The sequence below is a fragment of the Marinomonas hwangdonensis genome (assembly GCF_003721245.1).
Taxonomy (GTDB): Bacteria; Pseudomonadota; Gammaproteobacteria; order Pseudomonadales; family Marinomonadaceae; genus Marinomonas; species Marinomonas hwangdonensis.
The window spans coordinates 68,088-89,172 of the sequence record NZ_RIZG01000005.1; the positions used below are offsets into that span (position 1 = coordinate 68,088).

Genomic DNA, 21,085 nt, shown 5'->3' on the forward strand with positions numbered 1-21,085 from the left:
TCTTTATGGAACAACTTATTGCAAAACTTGAGGTGAAAATTGACTGGCTTACCCAGCAATTAGAAATCGCCCACAAGGAAATAGAAAAACTTAAAGGTTACAACGACCTTTCCATTGACAGCAGCGCGTCAATGGATCTTTTGCATCAAATGGCCGATCGCTCACCAGAAGATCAACTGCAGCTCTATATCGAAGACTCTCTCGATCTTTTAAATACCGCATCAACCCCTGAGCAAACAGCAACAGACGTTGTTGATATTCAACACACCTCTGATTTGCTGCACGAGCATGCTGATAACAGCAGCACCACAACCACGACAATAGAACAGATTGATTACATGACCATACAAGAACCTGAGCTTAACGGCTTGCAACAAGACGACCAACTAGTCAACCACGACACTAGCGTACCAGAAGCAAGTGATAGCACGGCACAGACGGCCACCTTGACGCCAGAACAAAAGAAGCGTCAAAAAAACCAGAAAAACAACCGCCGTCTAATCAAGATGCTAGAAGACCGTTACCCCAAGGCGTTTGACTGGAATCAGCCTAAGCCTCTAAAAGTCGGCATAGACAAAGATATGGTGTTGGATGAAGACTTTAACAGCAGCAAACAAAAACGCGCCCTAGCCGCTTATACGCGCTCTGATCGTTATAAAAAATGCTTACTTTCAGGTCAGCCTCGCGTCGATCTAGAAGGGGTTGCAGTCAACAATGAACCTGCTTTGCCAGAGTCAATGATGCCTGCTGCGAAAACGGCAAAAACTCCCACCACTGGTCGCCCAGCAAGACCTAAGCCAACCAACAACAAAGCAGCTGGCAATAAACCCTCATCTGCAAACAGACACAAAGAAAAACCTCAACAAAAGGACAAGCGCAACCAACAAGCTAAGGTAGCGAAGAACCTTCCGCAACAAGATGAGGCTTACGACAACCTCACGCCAGAAGAACGCATGAAAGCAAAACTGGAAAAACTGTTAAATAAATCGTAAAAAGTGTTTACAGAATAAAGCGCTGCGTATATTATATGCCGCGCTGCTGTGGAGGGGTTCCCGAGTGGCCAAAGGGAGCAGATTGTAAATCTGCCACGAAAGTTTCGGTGGTTCGAATCCACCTCCCTCCACCATCTAATTCTTTTCTTTATAGATCAACATCCTATTTACTAAACAACATTCATTTTCAGCGCATTGCGCACCGCAAAAAGACCACCCTTTAGTTCATCCCATACTTCAGCTCTAGTAGCACCACAAAAAACCCATCCAATATCCATTAAAACACCGCACCTAGAATCAACTCAACCCCACCACAGCAAGCAAAATTACACACCACAGAAGACTAACGAGAAAATCTTTAGCAACGAAAGACATACACAAGAAAGAACAACAAAAAACAACCAAACAAACTCTTTGCACAAGAACGTGGAACGTGGAACGTGGAACGTGGAATTTATTGAATCGAAAAATTTTAAATTGAAAAGATTTTTTTGTATCTAAGAAGGGAAAAAGAAGAATGGTGGGTCGTACTGGATTCGAACCAGTGACCAATTGATTAAAAGTCAACTGCTCTACCAACTGAGCTAACGACCCGCTCTATGAAGATGTATTGCACAACGCTATTTTCAGTACCGATGGTCGGAGTAGAGGGATTCGAACCCCCGACATCCTGCTCCCAAAGCAGGCGCGCTACCAGACTGCGCTATACTCCGATGGCTCCTCGAACTGGACTCGAACCAGTGACCCAATGATTAACAGTCATTTGCTCTACCAACTGAGCTATCGAGGAATTAATCAGGAGAGTACAGATTATAAGTAGCGAGATAGTGGTGGGTCGTACTGGATTCGAACCAGTGACCAATTGATTAAAAGTCAACTGCTCTACCAACTGAGCTAACGACCCGACTATCAAGTAATGGGGTGGACGATGGGGCTTGAACCCACGACCGCCGGAATCACAATCCGGAGCTCTACCAACTGAGCTACGCCCACCATTACTAATGGTGATGATAAAATTAGTGGTCGGAGTAGAGGGATTCGAACCCCCGACATCCTGCTCCCAAAGCAGGCGCGCTACCAGACTGCGCTATACTCCGATTGGCTCCTCGAACTGGACTCGAACCAGTGACCCAATGATTAACAGTCATTTGCTCTACCAACTGAGCTATCGAGGAACTAATTTTATCTTTGCTGCAACATACTTCCCAAAGGAAGATGGCGGAGGAGGAGAGATTCGAACTCTCGGTAGGCTATTAACCTACGCCAGTTTTCAAGACTGGTGCATTAAACCGCTCTGCCACCCCTCCGTTGCGAGCGAGGTGTATAATACTGATTTGAAATTTCAGTGCAACCTCTTTTTAAAAAAAAATCGTTTTTTTTCGCTCACATCGCTTTTTGATGAATTTACTTAGTGCATATCGACGTAATTTTGATCAGCGCCAGCCCGAATCCAGACATTAGAGTACCAATAATAGCTCTGCCCTGTTGCATCCGGCATGGTGCAGTTAATACGGCCTCGGCCAACATTAAAAGGCTGTTCAGCAGACGCCACTACTTTAGTGTCCGATTGCCAGTCAAGCTTAGCCTTACCTTGGCCTGACACGTAGCACACCAAGTCTTTTAACCGATAATTTCCCTCTTTAAAGGTTAAACCTAATGTCACCGCTTGATCTGAAGCAAAATCCCCTCCAGTTTCTTCTGATAACAAGGGCATTGGCTTAGCGTTCAACTTTGTTTTCAACGTTGATAAATTCGCGTAAGGCCCGGCTGCTGGAAAACGAGGTAAGTTGTCAAAATTAGAGTCTGCACTGACAACGCCAGACTGCTGACCGAATGCAACCATCCCCCTCTCTCTCAGCAAGGTACGGACTGCTTCATTTGACTCGCCGTAAGGGTACGCAAACATTTTTGGAGATACACCAAGCTTTTCTTTCAGCAGTCGTTCTACTGAATCGACCTCTTCTGCCATGCGCAAAAGCCAAGCGTCTTGCGTTTCCCCTTCTTCTTTCCTAGTCATATATGGATGATTAATAGAATGGTTAGCAAATACCCCATTGGATTTTTGCATTTCTATTATTTGATCCCAGGTTAAAAAGTGGCGACTGCTACGCCCAATGGGGTCAGTGTTAATAAAGACGGTAAAAGGAAAGCTGCGTTCTTTTAGTATGGGAAAACCGGCTTCATAAATACTTAAGTAGGAATCGTCAAAAGTAATCGCCACGGCCTTCTTCGGCAGCGCTTTATTGGCCTTTAAATCGTCAAGTGCGGTTTTAAGATCAACCACTTGAAAGCCCGCATTTTTAAGATAATCCATGTGTTCAGTAAACTGAGCTGGCGTTACCGATGTCGACTTTGGCGTACTCTCGCTGACATGATGATATTGCAGAATAGGTAAATAGTCTTGCGCTTGTGCGGCCACACTGACACTCAACGCCGCCAGTAATAAACCTGATCGAGTTTTAATAAACATACGTTCCTCCGTTAATGACTCTAGGCACATTCTACGGGGGTCCTTGCCACATAACCAGTAGCAAGAAAATCGTCAACTGTTATGCCCGATTTAGCATGCCACTGCATCTACTCTTCTTGGTGACACACTTCTACACTCAAAGACATGTCACAATGAATATTAGGAGCACCCATGAGCAAGGCCCATTTCTATCAACAACTGGATCAGCAACTCCACACGCTAAAACAAGAGGGTTTGTATAAACAAGAGCGACCGCTCATCACACCGCAAGACAGTGAAATTACCACAGCAGATAGAACCCCTCTTATCAATCTATGCGCCAATAATTACTTGGGGCTCGCAAGCGCAGAGCACGTTAATCGCGCCGCTCACGATGCATTAGATAAATACGGCTATGGAATGGCCTCAGTACGCTTTATCTGTGGCACACAAAACATTCATACCGAGCTAGAAAAAAGCCTCAGTGACTTTTTACAAATGGAAGACACCATTCTGTACTCGTCCTGCTTCGATGCCAATGGCGGCCTTTTTGAAACATTACTAGATAAAGACGACGCCGTCATTAGCGATGCACTGAACCATGCCAGCATTATTGATGGTATTAGACTCTGCAAGGCCAAACGCTACCGCTATGCAAACAATGATATGCATGAATTAGAAGCTCAGCTCCAGCAAGCCGATCAAGACGGTGCAAAAACCAAACTTATCGTCACCGATGGTGTGTTTTCTATGGATGGCATCATCGCTGACCTAAAGTCGGTGTGTGATCTTGCTGATAAGTACGATGCCTTGGTAATGGTAGACGACTCCCATGCGGTCGGCTTCTTGGGTGAAAACGGCCGCGGCAGTCATGAATATTGCGGTGTATTAGGCCGCATTGACATCATTACGGGAACGTTAGGAAAAGCCCTTGGGGGTGCCTCAGGTGGTTATACCAGCGCCTCTAAAAGCATTGTTGATTGGCTGCGTCAGCGCTCGCGCCCATACCTCTTCTCCAATTCGTTAGCACCTGTTATTACGGCCACCAGCCTAAGTATCTTAGAATCACTAAAAACAGGCAGCGCAGCACGCAAACAACTGAAAGCCAACAGTGAGTACTTCCGCACTCATATGAGCGCTCTCGGTTTTAATTTGATCCCCGGCGATCACCCTATCATCCCCGTAATATTAGGTGACGCTAAACTTGCCCAAGAAATGGCCAATGCGCTATACAAAGAAGGGATTTTTGTAACGGGCTTTGCCTACCCTGTTGTGCCTATGGGCAAGGCCAGAATTCGCACCCAAATGTCGGCATCTCTGACCACAGAACAACTCAACCAGGCCATTGCGGCCTTTGCCAAAGTGGGCAAGAAAATGGGCATTATTGATACTCACACCGCCATCACTGACAATATAGACAACACTGAAAGGGTAGGAAAATGAAAACACTGTCTAAACTTCATGCTAAACCAGGTATTTGGATGACCGACGCCCCTCACCCAGAGTGTGGTCATAACGATGTGATTATTAAAATTCGTAAAACCGCCATTTGCGGCACCGATATGCACATCTATCAGTGGGATGATTGGGCGCAAAACACTATCCCTGTTCCCATGACGGTGGGGCATGAATTTGTTGGCGAAATCGTAGAAATCGGCCCAGAAGTAACCGGCTTTAAAATCGGTGATCGCGTATCAGGTGAAGGACACATTACTTGTGGTCATTGTCGAAATTGTCGTGCAGGACGTCGCCATCTTTGCCGTTCGACACAGGGTGTGGGCGTTAATCGTAGTGGTGCTTTTGCCGAATATTTGGTCATTCCAGGGAGCAATGCTTTCAAAATTCCCGATACCATCAGTGATGACCTAGCAGCTATTTTTGATCCGTTTGGCAACGCAGTGCATACCGCATTGTCATTTGATCTCATTGGTGAAGACGTTCTAATTACCGGCGCCGGCCCCATTGGTGCTATGGCGGCCGCGATCGCCAAACACGTTGGCGCTCGCAACGTGGTTATTACCGACGTAAACGACTTCCGCTTAGATTTAGCAAAAAAAATGGGTGCTACTCGAACGGTCAATGTGAGCCGAGAGTCCTTAACCGACGTCATGGCTGATCTGGGTATGCACGAAGGATTTGATGTGGGCCTTGAAATGTCCGGCAACGACATGGCGTTTCGCTCCATGCTGACGTCCATGAATCACGGTGGGAAAATCGCCATGCTGGGAATTCCCGGAAAAGACACCCTTATAGATTGGAATCAAGTGATCTTTAAAGGCTTGGTGATCAAGGGTATCTATGGTCGTGAAATGTATGAAACATGGTACAAAATGGTCGCTATGCTGCAGTCTGGTTTAGACATCAGCCCCATTATTACTCATCATTTTTCCGTGACCGATTTCCAACAAGGCTTTGACATCATGGGATCAGGAAAATCAGGCAAAGTGATACTTGATTGGAATTAAATTACTCTGGGTTATTGCGTCTAGAAGGTGATCGCGTTAGCGTCATTCTTTTAGACGCAAACAGAGCAACAACATGTTAGAGATAGGCACTCAAGCTCATCCCCGCCCCCATCAAGATGCGCTTTACATCTTGCTACACCGCAATCAGGTTCTGACGGAAGAAGGAAAACAATTTCTGATTCCTTTTACGCATTTTCAGCCCAACGCCAACATGAGCGCAGTGTATTGTGGAAAATGGCATGGTCAAGATATCTTTGTTTGTCGCTTTGAGTCTATACCCAAAGGGTTTAGCGAAAGCGGGCTCAGAGAACTGCTTTTTTTACAAGATCAAGATCACTACATTTTATTAAGCCGTGCCCACCAGCTCGCCACTTGGGATAGAGACCATCAGTTTTGTGGCCGCTGTGGTACGTCTATGACAGAAAAACATCAAGCTGAACACACCAAGATCTGCCCTTCTTGTCAGTTAAGACACTATCCACGGATTTCGCCCTGCATCATTGTTTCTATCCGCAAAGATGATCACATATTACTCGCCCGTGGCCCACAAGCCCCCAAGGACAGGTACAGCAATATCGCGGGCTTTGTTGAGGCTGGCGAAACGCTTGAGCAAGCGGTTGCCAGAGAAGTAAGAGAAGAAGTCGGCTTAGAAATAACCAATATACGTTATGTAGACAGCCAACCATGGTCATTTCCTCATCAGCTTATGGTCGGATTTTTTGCTGACTACAAAAATGGTGACATCGTCCCCGCGCTAGGCGAAATAGAAGATGCCAATTGGTATTCCATTGATGCCCTACCCAATATCCCGAACAATGCGACCATATCGGGACAATTGATTCATGCGCATGTCGCACACATTAAAGCTCAGCGCTCTTAATACCAATAATGAAAGGACAATAGGTAAACACTTACTGTCCTTTGCCACTTTTTTGTCATATTTAAACGTTAGTGTAGTTCCTCAAATTTTACCCTTCTGGAGAGATTACCATGCGTTTACCGATTGCATTACCATTATGCGCCACCGTTGTCTTGCTCAGCGGCTGCACCACAACTCATTCAGACGCTCCGTCCGCGACGTCTTCTATCGAGCTCAGCTTTTTAGGACGTTATGAATCTGGTGTATTTGATGCAAGTGCGGCTGAAATTGTGGCGTATGATGCAAGCACACAAGAAACTTTTGTGGTGAACGCAAACTCGGGGGAAATAGACGTTTTATCGATGAAAAATCCCGCATCTCCCACCAAAATAACGACATTGGATGTTAGTAAGGACGTCACGAATTTAACTGGAATCGTGCTCGGCGCGGCCAATAGTGTCAGCGTTCATGATGGCATAATGGCCGTTGCTATTGAAGCCAAAGTAAAACAAGACATGGGATACATCGCTTTTTATAAAGTTGATGGCCATGAATTCATCACAGCCGTCAAGGTAGGCGCTTTACCGGATATGGTGACCTTTACTCATGATGGTAAGCAGGTTGTTATTGCCAATGAAGGCGAGCCAAACGATGAATACACGATCGACCCTGAAGGCAGCGTAAGCATTATCTCGCTTCCAAGTGACATCAATACATTAAGTCAAAAAGACGTCACTAACGTTTCATTCCGTGACTTCAATAATGGTGGCCCACGAGCTGCAGAACGCCCAGCAGGTTTGCGTATTTTTGGCCCAAATGCCAGTGTCGCTCAAGATTTAGAACCAGAGTACGTTACCGTATCCGAAGATAATCGCTATGCTTTTGTGTCCTTACAAGAAAATAACGGCATTGCGAAAATTGACCTCAAGCAAAAATCGGTAGAAACCATTTGGGCATTGGGTACAAAGGACTACAACCAACCTGGCAACGAGCTTGACATAAGCGATAAAGATAACACCATTCAGCTAAAAAACTGGCCAGTATTGGGCTTATACATGCCTGATAGCATCGCATCCTATAGCGTTTCAGGCAGCACCTATATCGTTTCCGCCAATGAAGGCGACTCAAGAGATTACAAAGGTTTCAGCGAGGAATACCGAGTCAAGGACCTTGCCGAACTAAACAGCCGTCTTGCGCTCACCAGCTCTCTACAGCATAGCATTGAAGGTAAATTAGAGGACGACAACAACCTTGGTCGTATGAAAATGACCAGTACGTTAGGCGCGAAAGATTGTGAGCTAGTCAAAGGCGCACCAACCAACTGCACCTTTACTCAACTATACGGCTACGGTGCACGCTCATTCTCTATCTGGAGCGGCGAAACGGGCGAGCAAGTGTTTGATAGTGGTAGCGATTTTGAACGTATTACCGCCGAGAAACTAGGTAAAAATGGCTTTAATGCTTCAAACGACTCAAATAAAGAAGACGGCCGCAGTGATGACAAAGGACCAGAACCAGAAGCGCTCACTCTCGGTCAAATCGATGGCCGTACCTATGCATTCATTGGTCTAGAACGTGTTGGCGGCATCATGGTTTACGACATCACCACACCGGCAAAAAGCCAGTTCGTACAATATTTAACCAGTCGCAACTTCAGCGAAAAAGTAGAAACCTCAGCCGCTGGAGATCTTGGTCCAGAGGGCATGAGCTTTGTCTCAAAAAACGACAGCCCAACAGGCCAAGCCTTATTAATTGTTGGTAATGAAGTCAGTGGAACCACATCTGTTTACGGTATTTCACCCAAAAAATAACCCTTTATTACAACACTGCCAGCCCCCTATTTGGGGGCTTTTTTATGATCGACAGCAAACCAAATTCCACTGGGGTTTCCTAACGACTTTCTCTATACTAGGCGCCCCCTTTAACCCTGTTTAATGAGAGTGATGTGGAAGATTTACTGCATTCAATAGAACAAAAAGTAAAACCATTAATCGGTTTAGGTAAAGTAGCGGACTACATTCCCGCACTGGCAAATGTAGACCCAAACCAGTTTGGCATCGCCATTTACAGCAATGATGGGGAGCTTTATTACTCTGGGCAGGCCAACACTGAGTTTTCCATTCAAAGTATTTCAAAAGTATTTAGCTTAACCTTGGCGATCAAGCACTATGGCGACAGCATGTGGCAACGTGTAGGGCGCGAACCATCCGGTAACCCTTTTAACTCTCTCGTGCAATTGGAGTACGAAGCCGGTGTGCCTCGCAATCCGTTCATCAACGCAGGCGCCCTTGTTATCTGCGACATGAATCAGTCACGTTTTGCCTCCCCCCATTATGCGATGCGAGAATTTATACGCCGCCTAGCCAATAATCCAGAATTACGTTCAGACAAAATAGTCTCCGATTCAGAATACGAATTTCGCTCCCGTAACGCGTCTATGGCGTATTTAATGAAAGCCTTCGGGAATTTTGAAAATGATGTCGAAACCGTACTGCACAATTACTTCGATAACTGCGCCATGCGGATGAGCTGTGTGGATCTGGCCAAAGCCTTTAGCTTTTTAGCGAATAGGGGCTTCTGTCAGCACACAGGGGAGCAAGTACTGTCACCCAAAGAGACGATGCAGGTTAACGGTCTGTTGGCCACCAGCGGCTTGTACGATGAGGCAGGCAATTTTGCCTATCGTGTTGGGCTGCCAGGTAAAAGTGGCGTTGGTGGTGGTATTGTCGCGATTGTCCCCAATCGATTTTCCGTCTGTGTTTGGTCACCAGAATTGAATAAATCTGGCAACTCACTGGCTGGCATGGCCGCTCTGGAAGCCTTGTCTGAAAGCATCGGCTGGTCCATTTTTGGCTAGCCTGTCATAGGTGAGCACACCAACCCCAGCAAACAAAAAAGGGCTTATGAAAGCCCTTTTTAGTCACACTTATTTTCATCACTCTTAGCCAGTTAACCCATGTGAACTCAATCCGTGATGACTCTATAACAAGGCACATACGCACTGCCTGGTAGTTTCATCCGCTGCTGACGCACAAACGCCTGCAACAAGGTATCGAGCTTAGCCAATAACGCCTTGTCACCATGAATCTCGAAGGGTCCAAACTCTTTGATATAAGCGACTCCTTGTGCCTTGACATTGCCCGCGACAATAGAAGAAAAGGCACGGCGAAGATCCGCCGCCAACAAATGCGTGGCTTGGTTAAAGTGCAAATTCAACTCACGGACATTGTCATGGGTAGGTTCAAACGGATATTGAAATTCTTCTGGTATGTGTAACTTCCAGTTGTAATAAAAAGCGTCTTGGTGATCCCGACGGTATTGGCGAACCTCTTCCATTCCTTGTTTAATGATTCTCGCCACTTCTACTTCATCTTCGATAATAATACGGTACTTGGCTTGCGCTTCCACACCGAGCACATCACCGATAAAAGCATGAATCTGTTCAAAATACTCGGCACTTTCTTTTGGTCCTGTAAACACCAAAGGAAAAGGAACATCGGCATTTTTAGGATGCAACAGAATGCCTAAGATATATAAAATTTCTTCAGCGGTGCCAGCGCCTCCAGGAAACACCACTATGCCATGACCAACACGCACAAACGCCTCTAAGCGTTTTTCAATGTCTGGCAATATCACCAACTGATTGACGATAGGGTTCGGAGATTCTGCCGCAATAATGCCGGGTTCTGTTAACCCCAAATACACACCATTCTTAATCCGTTGCTTGGCGTGCGCAATAGCCGCGCCTTTCATTGGCCCTTTCATCGCTCCCGGTCCGCAGCCCGTGCAAATATTGAGCTCACGCAGGCCTAACTCATGACCAACACGCTTAGTGTAATCATATTCGTGGCGGGCTATCGAATGCCCTCCCCAACAAACGACCATGTCTGGATGTTTGATTCGACGAAACACGTCGGCATTACGAAGCAATTCAAACACCACGTTGGTCAGCTTTTCTGAACTGGCGTTTTCCAGTCCACGCTCTAAAAGGTACTCATGTTGGGTAAAAATGATATCGCGCAATACACTAAAGAGCATTTCCCGCACACTGCTAATCATTTTACCGTCAACAAACGCACTGCTTGGCGCATTTTTAAGCTGCAGCTTTACACCACGCTCTTGCTGAACAATACGAATATCAAAATCACTAAACTCTTCCATCGCCGCCTGAGGGTCGTCAGAATCACTGCCACAGTTTAAAATGGCCAAAGCACAACGATGAAACAAATCATGAAGCGGACCCGATTCTTCGGATAAGCGAGCGATCTCATCTTGAGATAACATTTCCAACGCACCCTTAGGTGCCACTAACGCATCAATGCGATCTTCGTACAACATGATCGCCCTCCTTACTTAGTAGTGTCTCTTGTCGAAGTCTTTGTCGGTGTCGTGACAAAAACCCATTTGTATCCTGAGAAATAAAGTATCTCAAGTCGTCTTTGTTATAGTGGGCATGCTGACGTCGTTAATCAAGCACTGACTGACAGCAAACTTAGGCTTGACGTTAACGAAAAACAAAAAGAAGCATCGTAAAACAAGGGGCTGGATTACAAAGGAGACAAGGGGCCACCTTTCTTAATGGCTTGTTGATAGCCTTCTCGCGCTTCAACTTGGCGAATATAACGGCCAATATTAGGGTATTGTGAAAGGTCTATGCGTGAGCTGGAAGCTTGAAGTGGAAAACTCATTTGCACATCAGCCGCAGTAAAATGCTCTCCAGTAAACCAAGTACGATTCGCTAGGGTTTCCTCTATCATCGCCATTTGCGGTTTGATACGCGGTGCAATAAATTTTTGCTGAATTTTGTTACTCAATGCCTTTGCTATGGGTTTTACAAAAAATGGCATTGGGCTTTTAGCCACCTTCATCATCACCAACTTCATCACCAGCAAGGGCATCAAAGACCCCTCAGCGAAGTGTAACCAGTAACGATAGTCCAACAAAGCTTGACCACCTGAAGGCTTAAAGTGTTGTTCTGTATCGTATTGGTCTAACAAGTACTCAATAATCGCTCCAGACTCGGCAACAGTGACCTCACCATCCGTAATGATAGGGGCTTTACCCAGTGGATGGATGGCTTTCAATGACTCGGGGGCCGCCGATGTATCCGGGTCACGCTGATATTCAATAATCTTGTACTCTAACCCCAGCTCTTCTAGCATCCATAAAATACGCTGCGACCTTGAACTTTCTAAATGGTGAACCGTGATCATAATTTTCCTCCTTCAATGTGAATAAAAGCCGATGCTAGAGTACGAACAAAGAGTACAAACAAAGGTCAGATCTTTCATACGCAGATAAGTAATAACTAGATGACTTATACACGCCGAATCAGAAAAACACCTTCCCTTCTTCTCTGAGGTATTGGATCAGTACTTGCAATTTCTTAGGTAAATGACCAAACGGATATTGTAGATACACTGGCGTAGCATCCGCCTGCCAACCGTCTAAACAGCGAACCAACACACCAGGGTGATGCTCCAAACGTTTAGCTACCATAAAGTTGGATAATACGCCCACCCCTTTGCCTTTTACCACAGCATCCGCTTGCAAAGTATGTTGGTCAACAACCAAGCGTGAAGCGGGCAAACGAAAACGGACGATACCATCAATAGCATGGTGCAAACTTATCTCTTCATCATGACTGTTGAGCAGATCCACCCATTGACAGGAATTCAAGTCATCAGAGCACTGTAGCCCTCCGACCAAACTTAAATAATCAGGGCTTGCGTACACACCATTAGACAAGCAGCCGATCTTCTCAGCGCGTAAACGGTCGTCTGTTGGCTCTCCTAACCAGATACTTAAGTCATTTATCTCAGAACCTTGGCTTACCCCATGACCCGTTTTTAATGACATATTGATATTAGGGTAGCGCTCTAAAAAAGCAAACATTAAGCCAGAAAACCAACCTCTGACCAAAGCATCGTGTACATACAAGGTAATGCTCCCAGACACCTCTTCTTTGAGCTCCTCTATAGCAAGCTGCCCTTCTAAAGCCGTTTTTAATATTGCCTCAGCATAAGGTAAAAATTTAATACCTGGCTCATTGGCCAGTAATTGATTCGCTTGGCGTCTTAACAAGGGTTGATTAACAGCCCCTTCTAGATGGCTAATTCGTCGACTTAACGTCGACTTAGACACCCCCAACTTATGAGCGCTTTTCCTTAAACTACCTGTTTTCATTACCGACACAAACGCCTGAAGCTCATTCAGATCGTACATCACACTCTCCTAACCTAGCCTGAGATAGGCATGTTGCAAAAATAGAAACACGGCGTACCACCCAATTATTGCCATATTACCCGATAATACGAATGATAAATATTATCAATACAGTTCACTTTTCTATAATACAAAATACGAGCGCAAATAACTAAGGAGAAAATGTTCACCATGGCCCCTTCACCACAGCATTACAAACTCACTCTATTAGCGACACTAATCGGTATGTCGGCCTCCACTCAATTGATGGCCGAAGATGGGGCAACCCAAGAAGCTCTTCGTCTTGATAAAATGGTCATCACCGCCTCGGGTTATGACCAACAAATAACAGATGCACCCGCATCTATCACAGTAGTGACTCAACAAGAGCTTGAAAAAAAGGCTTATCGAGATGTGACCGACGCTTTAAAAGATGTCCCCGGTGTTATGATAACGGGCGGTGGCTCAACAAAAGATATTACTATGCGTGGTATGAGTGGAAAATATACTCTTATCTTAGTGGATGGAAAACGCCAAGGTTCTCGTGAAACAAGACCCAATAGCGATGGCCCAGGTATCGAGCAAGGCTGGACGCCACCTCTGTCTGCTATTGAACGCATTGAAGTTATTCGAGGCCCAATGTCCTCATTGTATGGGTCCGATGCCCTTGGCGGTGTTATTAATATCATCACCAAAAAAGTACAAGAGAAATGGGGCGGCGAGCTATCGTTAAGCACCACCGTTCAAGACAACTCGACATCAGGAGACAGCCAACAAGCAGATCTGATGCTGAGTGGTCCTTTAATAGAAGATAAACTTGGCTTGCAACTTTATGGACAGATTTCACAGCGAGACGAAGATAGTATTGTCGACGGCTATGCCGACCAAGAAATTACAAATGGCACAGCGAAACTCTCTTGGGCTATGTCAGAAAATCAAAATATAATATTTGAAGCTGGTAAAGAAACGCAAAACCGAACAAGAAGCATTGGTAAATCTGTCTCGCCAGGACCAAGAGCATCTAACAGCGACACAAACTATAATCGCGAACATTACGCGATCAGCCATAATGTCCACGTAAATAACAATCAAATCGAAACGTATTTAACTCGCGAAGAAATAGACAACCCCAGTCGCAATATGAATTATCAAAGTACTGTACTTAATAACAAAACGGTCTTGCCGTTCGATGATCATATACTGACTCTTGGTGGACAATACGAGTATCAAAATCTAAAAGATGAAGGTAACCAGATCTCTGGTGGGATCAATGAATTAACTCGTTGGAACGCATCACTGTACGCAGAAGATGAATATTTTGTGACTGACAATCTTTCTATCACAGGTGGATTACGCTACAACGAAGACGAAAATTACGGCTCAAACATATCACCACGCATCTACAGTAACTGGTCTTTTGCACCGGATTGGACACTTAAAGGTGGTATCAGTACCGGTTATCGCTCTCCAGACCTGCGTCAAGGTACAGATGGTTGGGGACAAGTAACTGGCGGATCAGGCTCGTCAGTTCCAGCTGTCATTTTAGGTAATTCAGATTTAAAACCTGAAGAAAGTACAAGTCATGAACTAGGTCTTTACTGGGATAACCAACACAGCACTCAAATCAGTGCAACCGTCTTCCAAACAAACTATAAAGATAAAATTACCGAAACAAGACTTTGCAATGCTTCTTGTACTTATCAAGGCGAGAATTACCGCTTTATCAGCGAGCGTATCAACGTAGATCGTGTGGAAATGCAAGGCGTTGAGTTTACTTTATCCCATGAATTCAACAACGCTGTTTCAGTAACAGCAAACTACACCTATACCAATTCTGAACAGAAAACGGGCGATTTTGCTGGCAAACCCTTAAACCGCCTACCAAAACATATGGCCAACACGACATTAAACTTGGATGTGACACCTAAACTTACCTCTTGGACCCGTGTTCACTATCGTGGAGAGTCGAGCGAGGGGCTAAATCCTACCTCAATGCAAGAAGCACTTCCCTCCTACACTTTCGTTGACACAGGAATCAGCTACAACATCAACGAGGCTATTTCCATCTATGCAGGTATTTATAACTTACTAGATAAAAAAGTCGATACTGAAAACTACGATACGGTATTAGATGGTCGAAGATACAACGCAAAAGTAAAAATGACGTTCTAAACGAAATGTATTCTGTTTCATCTTAATGCCTTATTCGCACGCAAAGACCGCACTCAGCTTGCGGTCTTTTTTTGGCGTTATTTAACTGATAAACAAATTACAGCGTAAAAAACCACAATTTACACCATCGTATGGTGATCAAGAACCATCGCTGGGGCGCCTTCTTTCTCAATAGAATCAAAATCAAACGTCACACAGATTGACGTACCCACTTCATCATGACGGCGCTAGCCTTGACTGCAACCAATTAATCCATGCTCTCTACGCTGTTCTGAGCATAGAATTCCCATTGTATCGATTCTAAAACCGCTTCAAAAACCAAGCGCCCAAGCACTTCGCCAAATAAAACATGCTTACCACAAAACGCAACTCGCCTGGCTTCGTTAGCAGAGGCCACTGCTACGGAGTCCGTCCCTGTTCCTGTTGCAACTTCATTGGAAATTGGGCTAAGAATATTCGCTTTCTGTAACGCTGCCACTTTAGCTTCTGTCACTATCAATATTGACTCAATCATGGCGGCGGGTATCAGCGTCGCGGTCGTTATAACGATGATATTAATCGTTCCTAGCTCGTCTGGCTCATCAGACATTTGTCGATACTCCGCGGGATCGCCCACACGGCGTGCATTTGATAACCCTGCTGTCACAAGTACCGCAATACTGACACCTTGATGGGTTTCCTCTTTCATCACAAAAGAGTCCATTGAGGCCGCGGTCATCATTCCCACTGCCTTCCCCTGCCAACCATGATCACAGCAGTATCTGGCCAGAGACTCTTCAGGACGCTCTGGTGAGTCCATCGTCAATGGGACATTTCGATTTACAATATGAGAGGCTTGAACCATTCCGCCATTAAGCACCGCTGAACTGACCACAGTAAACGGCTTTTCAAATCTAACGTGAACATGCTGTGGTAAATGTTCGAACGAAAATTGGGCGACATTATCAAGTGGCATACAAATTAATCCTTACGCATCGCATTCGTATTTCTTGTCGCAGGTTATGTAAAACTAGCGGATGTGAAAATGGCTCATCAGTCATTTGCTATTTTTCCTTTCTGCAGCTAAAAAAAACGCTACCGATGGGTAGCGTTTTTAGAACACATAACGTTTAACCTGCCTCGTAATCAGTTTTGGTTGATGAAGTAGTTAATTACGTACGCTGGAAGTTCTGCAGCTGGCACAACGATTTGCTCCATAGTGTCACGATCACGAACCGTCACTGGGGCGCCTTCTTTCTCGATGGAATCGAAATCGACCGTTACACAGATTGGTGTACCAACTTCGTCATGACGACGGTAGCCTTTACCTACGTTACCCGTGTTTTCATAAAGAATACGACCAAGACCCAATTTCTGCAGCTTGTTTTTCAATTCTTTAGCAAGGGCAACGATTTCTGGTTTGTTTTTCTTAAGCGGCATGATAGCGACTTTGATCGGCGCTAGGTGCGGTTTGAACTTAAGTACAGTACGAGAAGTGCCGTTTGGTAGTTCTTCTTCTGTGTAGGCTTCTGTCATTACCGCCAATAGACCGCGGTCTAGACCAGCAGAAGGTTCGATACAGAAAGGCACTTCCCATTTGTTTTCTTCAAGATCGCGAATCGCCAACTTAGCCGTTGAATGCTCGTTCTTTTTCACTTTCGCAGAAAGACCGAACTCTTCTTGTGCTTTAGTGTGTGAACCTAGATCGTAGTCAGTACGGTTCGCAACACCTTCCAATTCTTCAAAACCATGTGGAAACTTGTACAAGATATCCACAGTCGATTTTGAGTAATGAGCCAAGTCATCACCCGTTACATATTCAAACTGAATGTTTTCTTCTGCTAGACCTTGATCCAACCACCATTGTTTGCGTGCGCCAACCCAGAATTCGTGCCATTTTTCATCTTCACCTGGCTTACAGAAGAATTCCAATTCCATTTGTTCGAATTCACGAACACGGAAGATGAAGTTACGCGGTGTGATTTCATTACGGAACGATTTACCAATCTGCGCGATACCAAATGGCAAAGTGCGAGAAGTCGAATCAACCACGTTTTTGAAGTTCGTGAAAATACCTTGTGCGGTTTCTGGACGAAGGTAAGTGTAAGACTCTTCGTTCACCATTGGACCGACGTTGGTTTTGAACATCAAGTTAAAATCACGTGGCGCCGTCACATTGGTCGAACCACAGTTATCACAGACCTTGATGTCTTTCATGTGGTCAGCACGCAAACGAGATTTACATTCGTGACAATCGACCATGGGATCAGTAAAAGTATCTTCATGGCCCGAATATTTGTAGACGTGTTTGTTTTGGATAATCGCAGCATCCAAACCTTCTACATCGTCACGCTCGTACACCATTGAACGCCACCAAGCGGCTTTAAGATTATTTTTTAGCTCCACGCCCAACGGACCGTAATCGTAAGCACCTTGCATACCACCGTAGATTTCACTGCCTTGGAAAATAAATCCGCGACGTTTACACAGGGAGACGAGTTCATCCATTGTTTTAGCTGGCATTTCTAAACACACCTTAAGCAAAATTGATTTGAAAAGGCACAACGACCATAAAGGCATCATGCTCAAATGATTTTAATCCGTCATTGTACTCTTTGACCGTATTCTGCTCAATGGCGATTATCGTACAGCGGCAGAAACATAACATTGCAAAACGAAAATATTCGCCATGAATATGGCTGGCATTTATAAAGGCATTGCTATTAAAATAGCTACCATACGAATTTCTTACACATTGTATTCATCTAAGTTCAGGACACTTTATGCCAACGCCCAAGCTCTCTATAACCACTCTATTGGGTGCCCTTGGCGTCATTCCCTTTGCGGTAGCCACCTATTTGAGCTGGGCCGATTATGATTTTTGGGGAGTTTCGGCGTATAAATTGTTTAGTACCTACAGCGCGATTATCCTGAGCTTTCTAGGCGGCGCCTTGTGGGGCCAGCTGATTCATGACGAATCCCGTCAATCCGTCAAATACCTTCTTATCTCCAGCAATGTTATTGCCTTGGTTGCTTGGCTTGCCTTATTGTTGGGTACCCCAACCCTAGCGATTGCCCTACTCTTACTGGGTTATATCAGCATTTTTTGGGTAGAAGCAAGGTCATTAAAACTCATCCTCTCGCCTAATTCTACTTACCTCAACATGCGACTCGTCATTACCTCTATTGTCTGTGTTTTGCATATTTTCATGCTGTATCCGCATTATTAAAGATTCAATAAACACAGCGCCATAGAACACACGATATAGACCACAAACAATGATCTTGTTTTCTGCTCGCTGCGTATAAACCTAACAAGTCTTATACTTATGCGAGTGATATATCATGTTAACCATTTTCTACGACGGATTTTGTCCACTGTGCACTGCAGAAATGGACACCTTGAGAAAATTAGACAATCAGAAAAAATTAACCCTTGAAGACATTCACGCGGAAGATTTCAGACAAAAATTTCCTCACATTGACCCTATCGAAGCAGATCGAGTGCTGCATGGTCAACTCGCCAACGGCCAAATCATCAAAGGCTTAGAAGTCACTTGCTTAGCATGGAAATTGGTTGGTAAACACAAATGGATGCAGGTACTACGCTGGCCTGTGGTACGCCCCATTGCCGATGCCTCGTACTTATTTTTCGCGCGCTACCGACACCAGATATCGTCCTTTGTTAGCGGTAAACCGCGCTGTGAAACCTGCACAAAAGACCGATGCGACCTGTAAGAACTGGCGATCTGATTCATCGCCCCAAAAAAGCACAGCCAATCGCGTTGTAAACGCCCGTTACTATTAGGATACTTGCCATGTCATTTTACGCTCTTATTATTGGCGCCAGCAGCACCATTGCTCAAGCCGCGATCAAACAGTTCGAAAGCAATCCGTTATGTTCAGGTGTACTCACCGTGAGTCGCCGCCATCCAAGCAGTGCGGAATCCGACGGCGCGATGTCGAACAAGGTCCATTGGTTTGAGACGGACTACAGTGAAAGCAGCATCAGTGAGGTTTGTCAGCGTCTTGCGCCTTATGCCGGCAATATTACCAAGGTGATGATTTGCAATGGCCTATTGCACAACGACAGTATGATGCCAGAGAGAAAACTTGAGGAAATAAGAGCATCCCAATTGGAAGCGATTTTCCATGTTAACACCGTGATTCCGATGCTTTGGCTAAGTCAATTATTGCCTGTTTTACAGGGTAAACTCCCTACTCAAGTGGCTTTATTCAGTGCTCGCGTAGGCAGTATTTCTGATAACAAAGCCGGTGGCTGGTACAGCTACAGAGCCTCTAAGGCTGCGCTGAATATGCTGATACAAACTAGCGCGATTGAATACGCCAGAAGAGCCAAAAACGTAAAACTCTTCTCTTTCCACCCAGGAACAACCGACACGCCCTTATCCAAACCCTTTCAACGCTCTGTACCTGATGGCAAACTCTTCACCCCAGAATACGTTGCCACGCAATTAATAGACATCATGGATACGGTCCCGATGGACAACAAAGCGGCTTTTCTAGATTGGAATAACCAAAGCATTACTTGGTAACACAGCGACACTTTGGCAGCGCTTAAATCGTTAACAACGAAAGGCGATTTAAGCGCTAACTGGCGTCTTCATGACCAATGTCTGTTCACTTAAACCATGTCCACACCTAAACCATGTCCAAACTTAAAAACACTCGCATATTATCCGCATTGGCGGCTGGTGAACGATGCACTACCCCGCGCCCTTCTAAAGCCGGCCAAGTATCGCCCTTCATCACAGCGACATCCCCTACCTTAAGACGATTAATCTGGCCATTTTTTCGCAATCCACTGCTGTGATCTGCTGAGCGATCGATTTGCCCTACAAAGCGCCTGTCTACGTGGGCATCATGCAGCCACTCACTGCCATTGCCAAGATAGGTAGAAACCAAGCGACAGGGAATCTTATCCACGTGAAAACGCGGACACATCGTCCGTGACAAGACATTGAGTCGAACACCAACTTCATTAAGATCAAACAGACAGGCAAACATATCGACTAAGAGTACGACGTCGTCAATAAACGTCTCTTTTCCTGCGGCGTCAGGCAAAACCCGATTCAGCAAAGCCCGCGTTTTTTCTGTATCGCCTTGCGCTTGAAAAGAAAATTGTGGGGTTAACGTCACCAAGGAAGCAACATACTCAGCCAATTCACCCAACGGACGCTGCCAAATAGCCATCGCAATACCGTTTTGATAGATATCCGCTAAAACACCTTGATCGGGCGACTTAGCCACCCCCATGACAGAGAAACGCGCCAGACTGTCTTGATACACCATTTTCTTCCTCTATAAATCACGCCACATAAACACAAAAATGCCCATGACTAAATGTTATGTTATAACATAAAATAAATAAAGCCTTGAATAAACACAATAGAATCCTATATGTTTATGCAGCATTTTTAGAGATTCACACTATGGAACAGCTAGATTCAACCGACCGTAAAATCCTCAATTTACTGCAACACGATGGGAACCTAAGCGCTACCCAAGTTGCGGAGCGCATTGGTTTGTCACAATCGCCCTGCTGGCGGCGCATCAATCGATTAGAACAAGAAGGGTTTATTGACTCCACAAGAGCCATTTTGAATAGAAACAAGATTGGGTTAGGCATTGTGGTTTTGGTCAACATCAAGCTGTCTTCCCACGGCCGAAAGATGCTGGATGAATTTGAGCAAGCCATTGTCGACTTTCCGGAGGTCGTTGAATGCTGGACCATTTCGGGTGCCATGGATTACAGCCTAAGAGTGGTTTCCAAAAGCATTGAAAGTTACGAGCACTTTTTGCGCACACACTTGTTGCAATTACCGCATATTCAAGAAGCCCAAAGCCACTTCACCATGCGAGAAGTCAAAAACATCACCACACTTCCTCTGAGCTAAGAGCGAACCATTAAGAACAGATCGCTCATGATGAAACACTAAGAGCC

At 45.2% G+C, this 21,085-nt stretch carries 18 protein-coding genes and 9 tRNA genes; 12 read left to right on the plus strand and 15 right to left on the minus strand.

Annotated elements, in window-relative coordinates:
- Positions 1–5 precede the first annotated feature (5 nt).
- Positions 6–992, plus strand: a complete 987-nt coding sequence (locus EBI00_RS09710; RefSeq protein ID WP_123095742.1) for a ProQ/FINO family protein — start codon at positions 6–8, stop codon at positions 990–992.
- A gap of 50 nt (positions 993–1,042) precedes the next feature.
- Positions 1,043–1,126, plus strand: a tRNA-Tyr gene (locus EBI00_RS09715).
- Between the two features lie 384 nt (positions 1,127–1,510).
- On the opposite strand, the gene EBI00_RS09720 is transcribed toward EBI00_RS09715, so the two are convergent.
- From EBI00_RS09720 to EBI00_RS09760, 9 genes are all read right to left on the minus strand, one after another.
- Positions 1,511–1,586, minus strand: a tRNA-Lys gene (locus EBI00_RS09720).
- 42 nt (positions 1,587–1,628) lie between these two features.
- A tRNA-Pro gene (locus tag EBI00_RS09725) sits at positions 1,629–1,705 on the minus strand.
- A gap of 1 nt (position 1,706) precedes the next feature.
- Positions 1,707–1,782, minus strand: a tRNA-Asn gene (locus tag EBI00_RS09730).
- Positions 1,783–1,820: 38 nt separating this feature from the next.
- Positions 1,821–1,896, minus strand: a tRNA-Lys gene (locus EBI00_RS09735).
- A gap of 13 nt (positions 1,897–1,909) precedes the next feature.
- A tRNA-His gene (locus tag EBI00_RS09740) sits at positions 1,910–1,985 on the minus strand.
- Positions 1,986–2,012: 27 nt separating this feature from the next.
- A tRNA-Pro gene (locus tag EBI00_RS09745) sits at positions 2,013–2,089 on the minus strand.
- Positions 2,090–2,091: 2 nt separating this feature from the next.
- Positions 2,092–2,167 (minus strand) — tRNA-Asn (locus tag EBI00_RS09750).
- A gap of 41 nt (positions 2,168–2,208) precedes the next feature.
- Positions 2,209–2,299, minus strand: a tRNA-Ser gene (locus EBI00_RS09755).
- A gap of 101 nt (positions 2,300–2,400) precedes the next feature.
- Complete coding sequence (locus EBI00_RS09760) at positions 2,401–3,462, minus strand: polysaccharide deacetylase family protein (protein WP_123095743.1); 1,062 nt, start codon at positions 3,460–3,462, stop codon at positions 2,401–2,403.
- Positions 3,463–3,633: 171 nt separating this feature from the next.
- Between EBI00_RS09760 and EBI00_RS09765 the strand changes: the two genes are divergently transcribed.
- The 5 genes from EBI00_RS09765 to glsB all read left to right on the plus strand — a co-directional run bounded on the left by EBI00_RS09765 (position 3,634) and on the right by glsB (position 9,622).
- Positions 3,634–4,884, plus strand: coding sequence for a glycine C-acetyltransferase (locus tag EBI00_RS09765; protein ID WP_123095744.1), 1,251 nt, complete (start codon positions 3,634–3,636; stop codon positions 4,882–4,884).
- The gene (tdh, locus tag EBI00_RS09770) at positions 4,881–5,906 is read left to right on the plus strand and encodes an L-threonine 3-dehydrogenase (protein ID WP_123095745.1); all 1,026 of its coding nucleotides are present in this window, start codon (positions 4,881–4,883) and stop codon (positions 5,904–5,906) included. The genes EBI00_RS09765 and tdh overlap by 4 nt, the downstream gene beginning before the upstream one ends.
- A 73-nt stretch (positions 5,907–5,979) precedes the next feature.
- Complete coding sequence (gene nudC / locus EBI00_RS09775) at positions 5,980–6,786, plus strand: NAD(+) diphosphatase (protein ID WP_123095746.1); 807 nt, start codon at positions 5,980–5,982, stop codon at positions 6,784–6,786.
- 110 nt (positions 6,787–6,896) lie between these two features.
- Positions 6,897–8,576, plus strand: a complete 1,680-nt coding sequence (locus tag EBI00_RS09780) for a choice-of-anchor I family protein (protein ID WP_123095747.1) — start codon at positions 6,897–6,899, stop codon at positions 8,574–8,576.
- Between the two features lie 134 nt (positions 8,577–8,710).
- Complete coding sequence (glsB, locus tag EBI00_RS09785) at positions 8,711–9,622, plus strand: glutaminase B (protein ID WP_123095748.1); 912 nt, start codon at positions 8,711–8,713, stop codon at positions 9,620–9,622.
- A 107-nt stretch (positions 9,623–9,729) separates the two neighbouring features.
- On the opposite strand, the gene ppnN is transcribed toward glsB, so the two are convergent.
- From ppnN to EBI00_RS09800, 3 genes are all read right to left on the minus strand, one after another.
- Positions 9,730–11,103 (minus strand): nucleotide 5'-monophosphate nucleosidase PpnN, encoded by a 1,374-nt coding sequence (gene ppnN, locus EBI00_RS09790; RefSeq protein ID WP_277749206.1) that lies wholly within the window; start codon positions 11,101–11,103, stop codon positions 9,730–9,732.
- Between the two features lie 209 nt (positions 11,104–11,312).
- Positions 11,313–11,978, minus strand: coding sequence for a glutathione S-transferase family protein (locus EBI00_RS09795; RefSeq protein WP_123095749.1), 666 nt, complete (start codon positions 11,976–11,978; stop codon positions 11,313–11,315).
- 118 nt (positions 11,979–12,096) lie between these two features.
- A complete protein-coding gene (locus EBI00_RS09800; protein ID WP_123095750.1) occupies positions 12,097–12,990 on the minus strand; it encodes a LysR family transcriptional regulator in 894 nt (297 codons plus the stop codon).
- Between the two features lie 171 nt (positions 12,991–13,161).
- On the opposite strand from EBI00_RS09800, the gene EBI00_RS09805 reads away from it, so the two are divergent.
- Positions 13,162–15,141, plus strand: a complete 1,980-nt coding sequence (locus EBI00_RS09805) for a ligand-gated channel protein (RefSeq protein ID WP_123095899.1) — start codon at positions 13,162–13,164, stop codon at positions 15,139–15,141.
- A gap of 247 nt (positions 15,142–15,388) precedes the next feature.
- On the opposite strand, the gene EBI00_RS09810 is transcribed toward EBI00_RS09805, so the two are convergent.
- Both EBI00_RS09810 and EBI00_RS09815 read right to left on the minus strand, forming a co-directional pair.
- A complete protein-coding gene (locus EBI00_RS09810; RefSeq protein ID WP_123095751.1) occupies positions 15,389–16,096 on the minus strand; it encodes an adenosylcobinamide amidohydrolase in 708 nt (235 codons plus the stop codon).
- 170 nt (positions 16,097–16,266) lie between these two features.
- Positions 16,267–17,643 (minus strand): glycine--tRNA ligase, encoded by a 1,377-nt coding sequence (locus tag EBI00_RS09815; RefSeq protein WP_123095752.1) that lies wholly within the window; start codon positions 17,641–17,643, stop codon positions 16,267–16,269.
- A 260-nt stretch (positions 17,644–17,903) separates the two neighbouring features.
- On the opposite strand from EBI00_RS09815, the gene EBI00_RS09820 reads away from it, so the two are divergent.
- The 3 genes from EBI00_RS09820 (at position 17,904) to EBI00_RS09830 (ending at position 19,676) form a co-directional block, all read left to right on the plus strand.
- Complete coding sequence (locus EBI00_RS09820) at positions 17,904–18,350, plus strand: DUF3429 domain-containing protein (RefSeq protein ID WP_123095753.1); 447 nt, start codon at positions 17,904–17,906, stop codon at positions 18,348–18,350.
- A 115-nt stretch (positions 18,351–18,465) separates the two neighbouring features.
- Positions 18,466–18,858: a thiol-disulfide oxidoreductase DCC family protein gene (locus tag EBI00_RS09825; protein WP_174714917.1), complete on the plus strand. Its 393-nt coding sequence runs from the start codon at positions 18,466–18,468 to the stop codon at positions 18,856–18,858.
- Positions 18,859–18,938: 80 nt separating this feature from the next.
- Positions 18,939–19,676, plus strand: a complete 738-nt coding sequence (locus EBI00_RS09830; RefSeq protein ID WP_123095755.1) for an SDR family NAD(P)-dependent oxidoreductase — start codon at positions 18,939–18,941, stop codon at positions 19,674–19,676.
- A gap of 106 nt (positions 19,677–19,782) precedes the next feature.
- On the opposite strand, the gene EBI00_RS09835 is transcribed toward EBI00_RS09830, so the two are convergent.
- Positions 19,783–20,433 (minus strand): DUF1826 domain-containing protein, encoded by a 651-nt coding sequence (locus EBI00_RS09835; protein ID WP_123095756.1) that lies wholly within the window; start codon positions 20,431–20,433, stop codon positions 19,783–19,785.
- A gap of 140 nt (positions 20,434–20,573) precedes the next feature.
- On the opposite strand from EBI00_RS09835, the gene EBI00_RS09840 reads away from it, so the two are divergent.
- Positions 20,574–21,038: an Lrp/AsnC family transcriptional regulator gene (locus EBI00_RS09840; RefSeq protein WP_123095757.1), complete on the plus strand. Its 465-nt coding sequence runs from the start codon at positions 20,574–20,576 to the stop codon at positions 21,036–21,038.
- Positions 21,039–21,085: the final 47 nt, after the last annotated feature.

Coding starts and splice junctions, on each gene's coding strand:
- EBI00_RS09710 (WP_123095742.1), top strand. CDS start 6: ATGGAACAACTTATTGCAAAACTTGAGGTGAAAATTGACTGGCTTACC.
- EBI00_RS09760 (WP_123095743.1), bottom strand. CDS start 3,462: ATGTTTATTAAAACTCGATCAGGTTTATTACTGGCGGCGTTGAGTGTC.
- EBI00_RS09765 (WP_123095744.1), top strand. CDS start 3,634: ATGAGCAAGGCCCATTTCTATCAACAACTGGATCAGCAACTCCACACG.
- tdh (WP_123095745.1), top strand. CDS start 4,881: ATGAAAACACTGTCTAAACTTCATGCTAAACCAGGTATTTGGATGACC.
- nudC (WP_123095746.1), top strand. CDS start 5,980: ATGTTAGAGATAGGCACTCAAGCTCATCCCCGCCCCCATCAAGATGCG.
- EBI00_RS09780 (WP_123095747.1), top strand. CDS start 6,897: ATGCGTTTACCGATTGCATTACCATTATGCGCCACCGTTGTCTTGCTC.
- ppnN (WP_277749206.1), bottom strand. CDS start 11,103: ATGTTGTACGAAGATCGCATTGATGCGTTAGTGGCACCTAAGGGTGCG.
- EBI00_RS09795 (WP_123095749.1), bottom strand. CDS start 11,978: ATGATCACGGTTCACCATTTAGAAAGTTCAAGGTCGCAGCGTATTTTA.
- EBI00_RS09800 (WP_123095750.1), bottom strand. CDS start 12,990: ATGTACGATCTGAATGAGCTTCAGGCGTTTGTGTCGGTAATGAAAACA.
- EBI00_RS09805 (WP_123095899.1), top strand. CDS start 13,162: ATGGCCCCTTCACCACAGCATTACAAACTCACTCTATTAGCGACACTA.
- EBI00_RS09810 (WP_123095751.1), bottom strand. CDS start 16,096: ATGCCACTTGATAATGTCGCCCAATTTTCGTTCGAACATTTACCACAG.
- EBI00_RS09815 (WP_123095752.1), bottom strand. CDS start 17,643: ATGCCAGCTAAAACAATGGATGAACTCGTCTCCCTGTGTAAACGTCGC.
- EBI00_RS09820 (WP_123095753.1), top strand. CDS start 17,904: ATGCCAACGCCCAAGCTCTCTATAACCACTCTATTGGGTGCCCTTGGC.
- EBI00_RS09825 (WP_174714917.1), top strand. CDS start 18,466: ATGTTAACCATTTTCTACGACGGATTTTGTCCACTGTGCACTGCAGAA.
- EBI00_RS09830 (WP_123095755.1), top strand. CDS start 18,939: ATGTCATTTTACGCTCTTATTATTGGCGCCAGCAGCACCATTGCTCAA.
- EBI00_RS09835 (WP_123095756.1), bottom strand. CDS start 20,433: ATGGTGTATCAAGACAGTCTGGCGCGTTTCTCTGTCATGGGGGTGGCT.
- EBI00_RS09840 (WP_123095757.1), top strand. CDS start 20,574: ATGGAACAGCTAGATTCAACCGACCGTAAAATCCTCAATTTACTGCAA.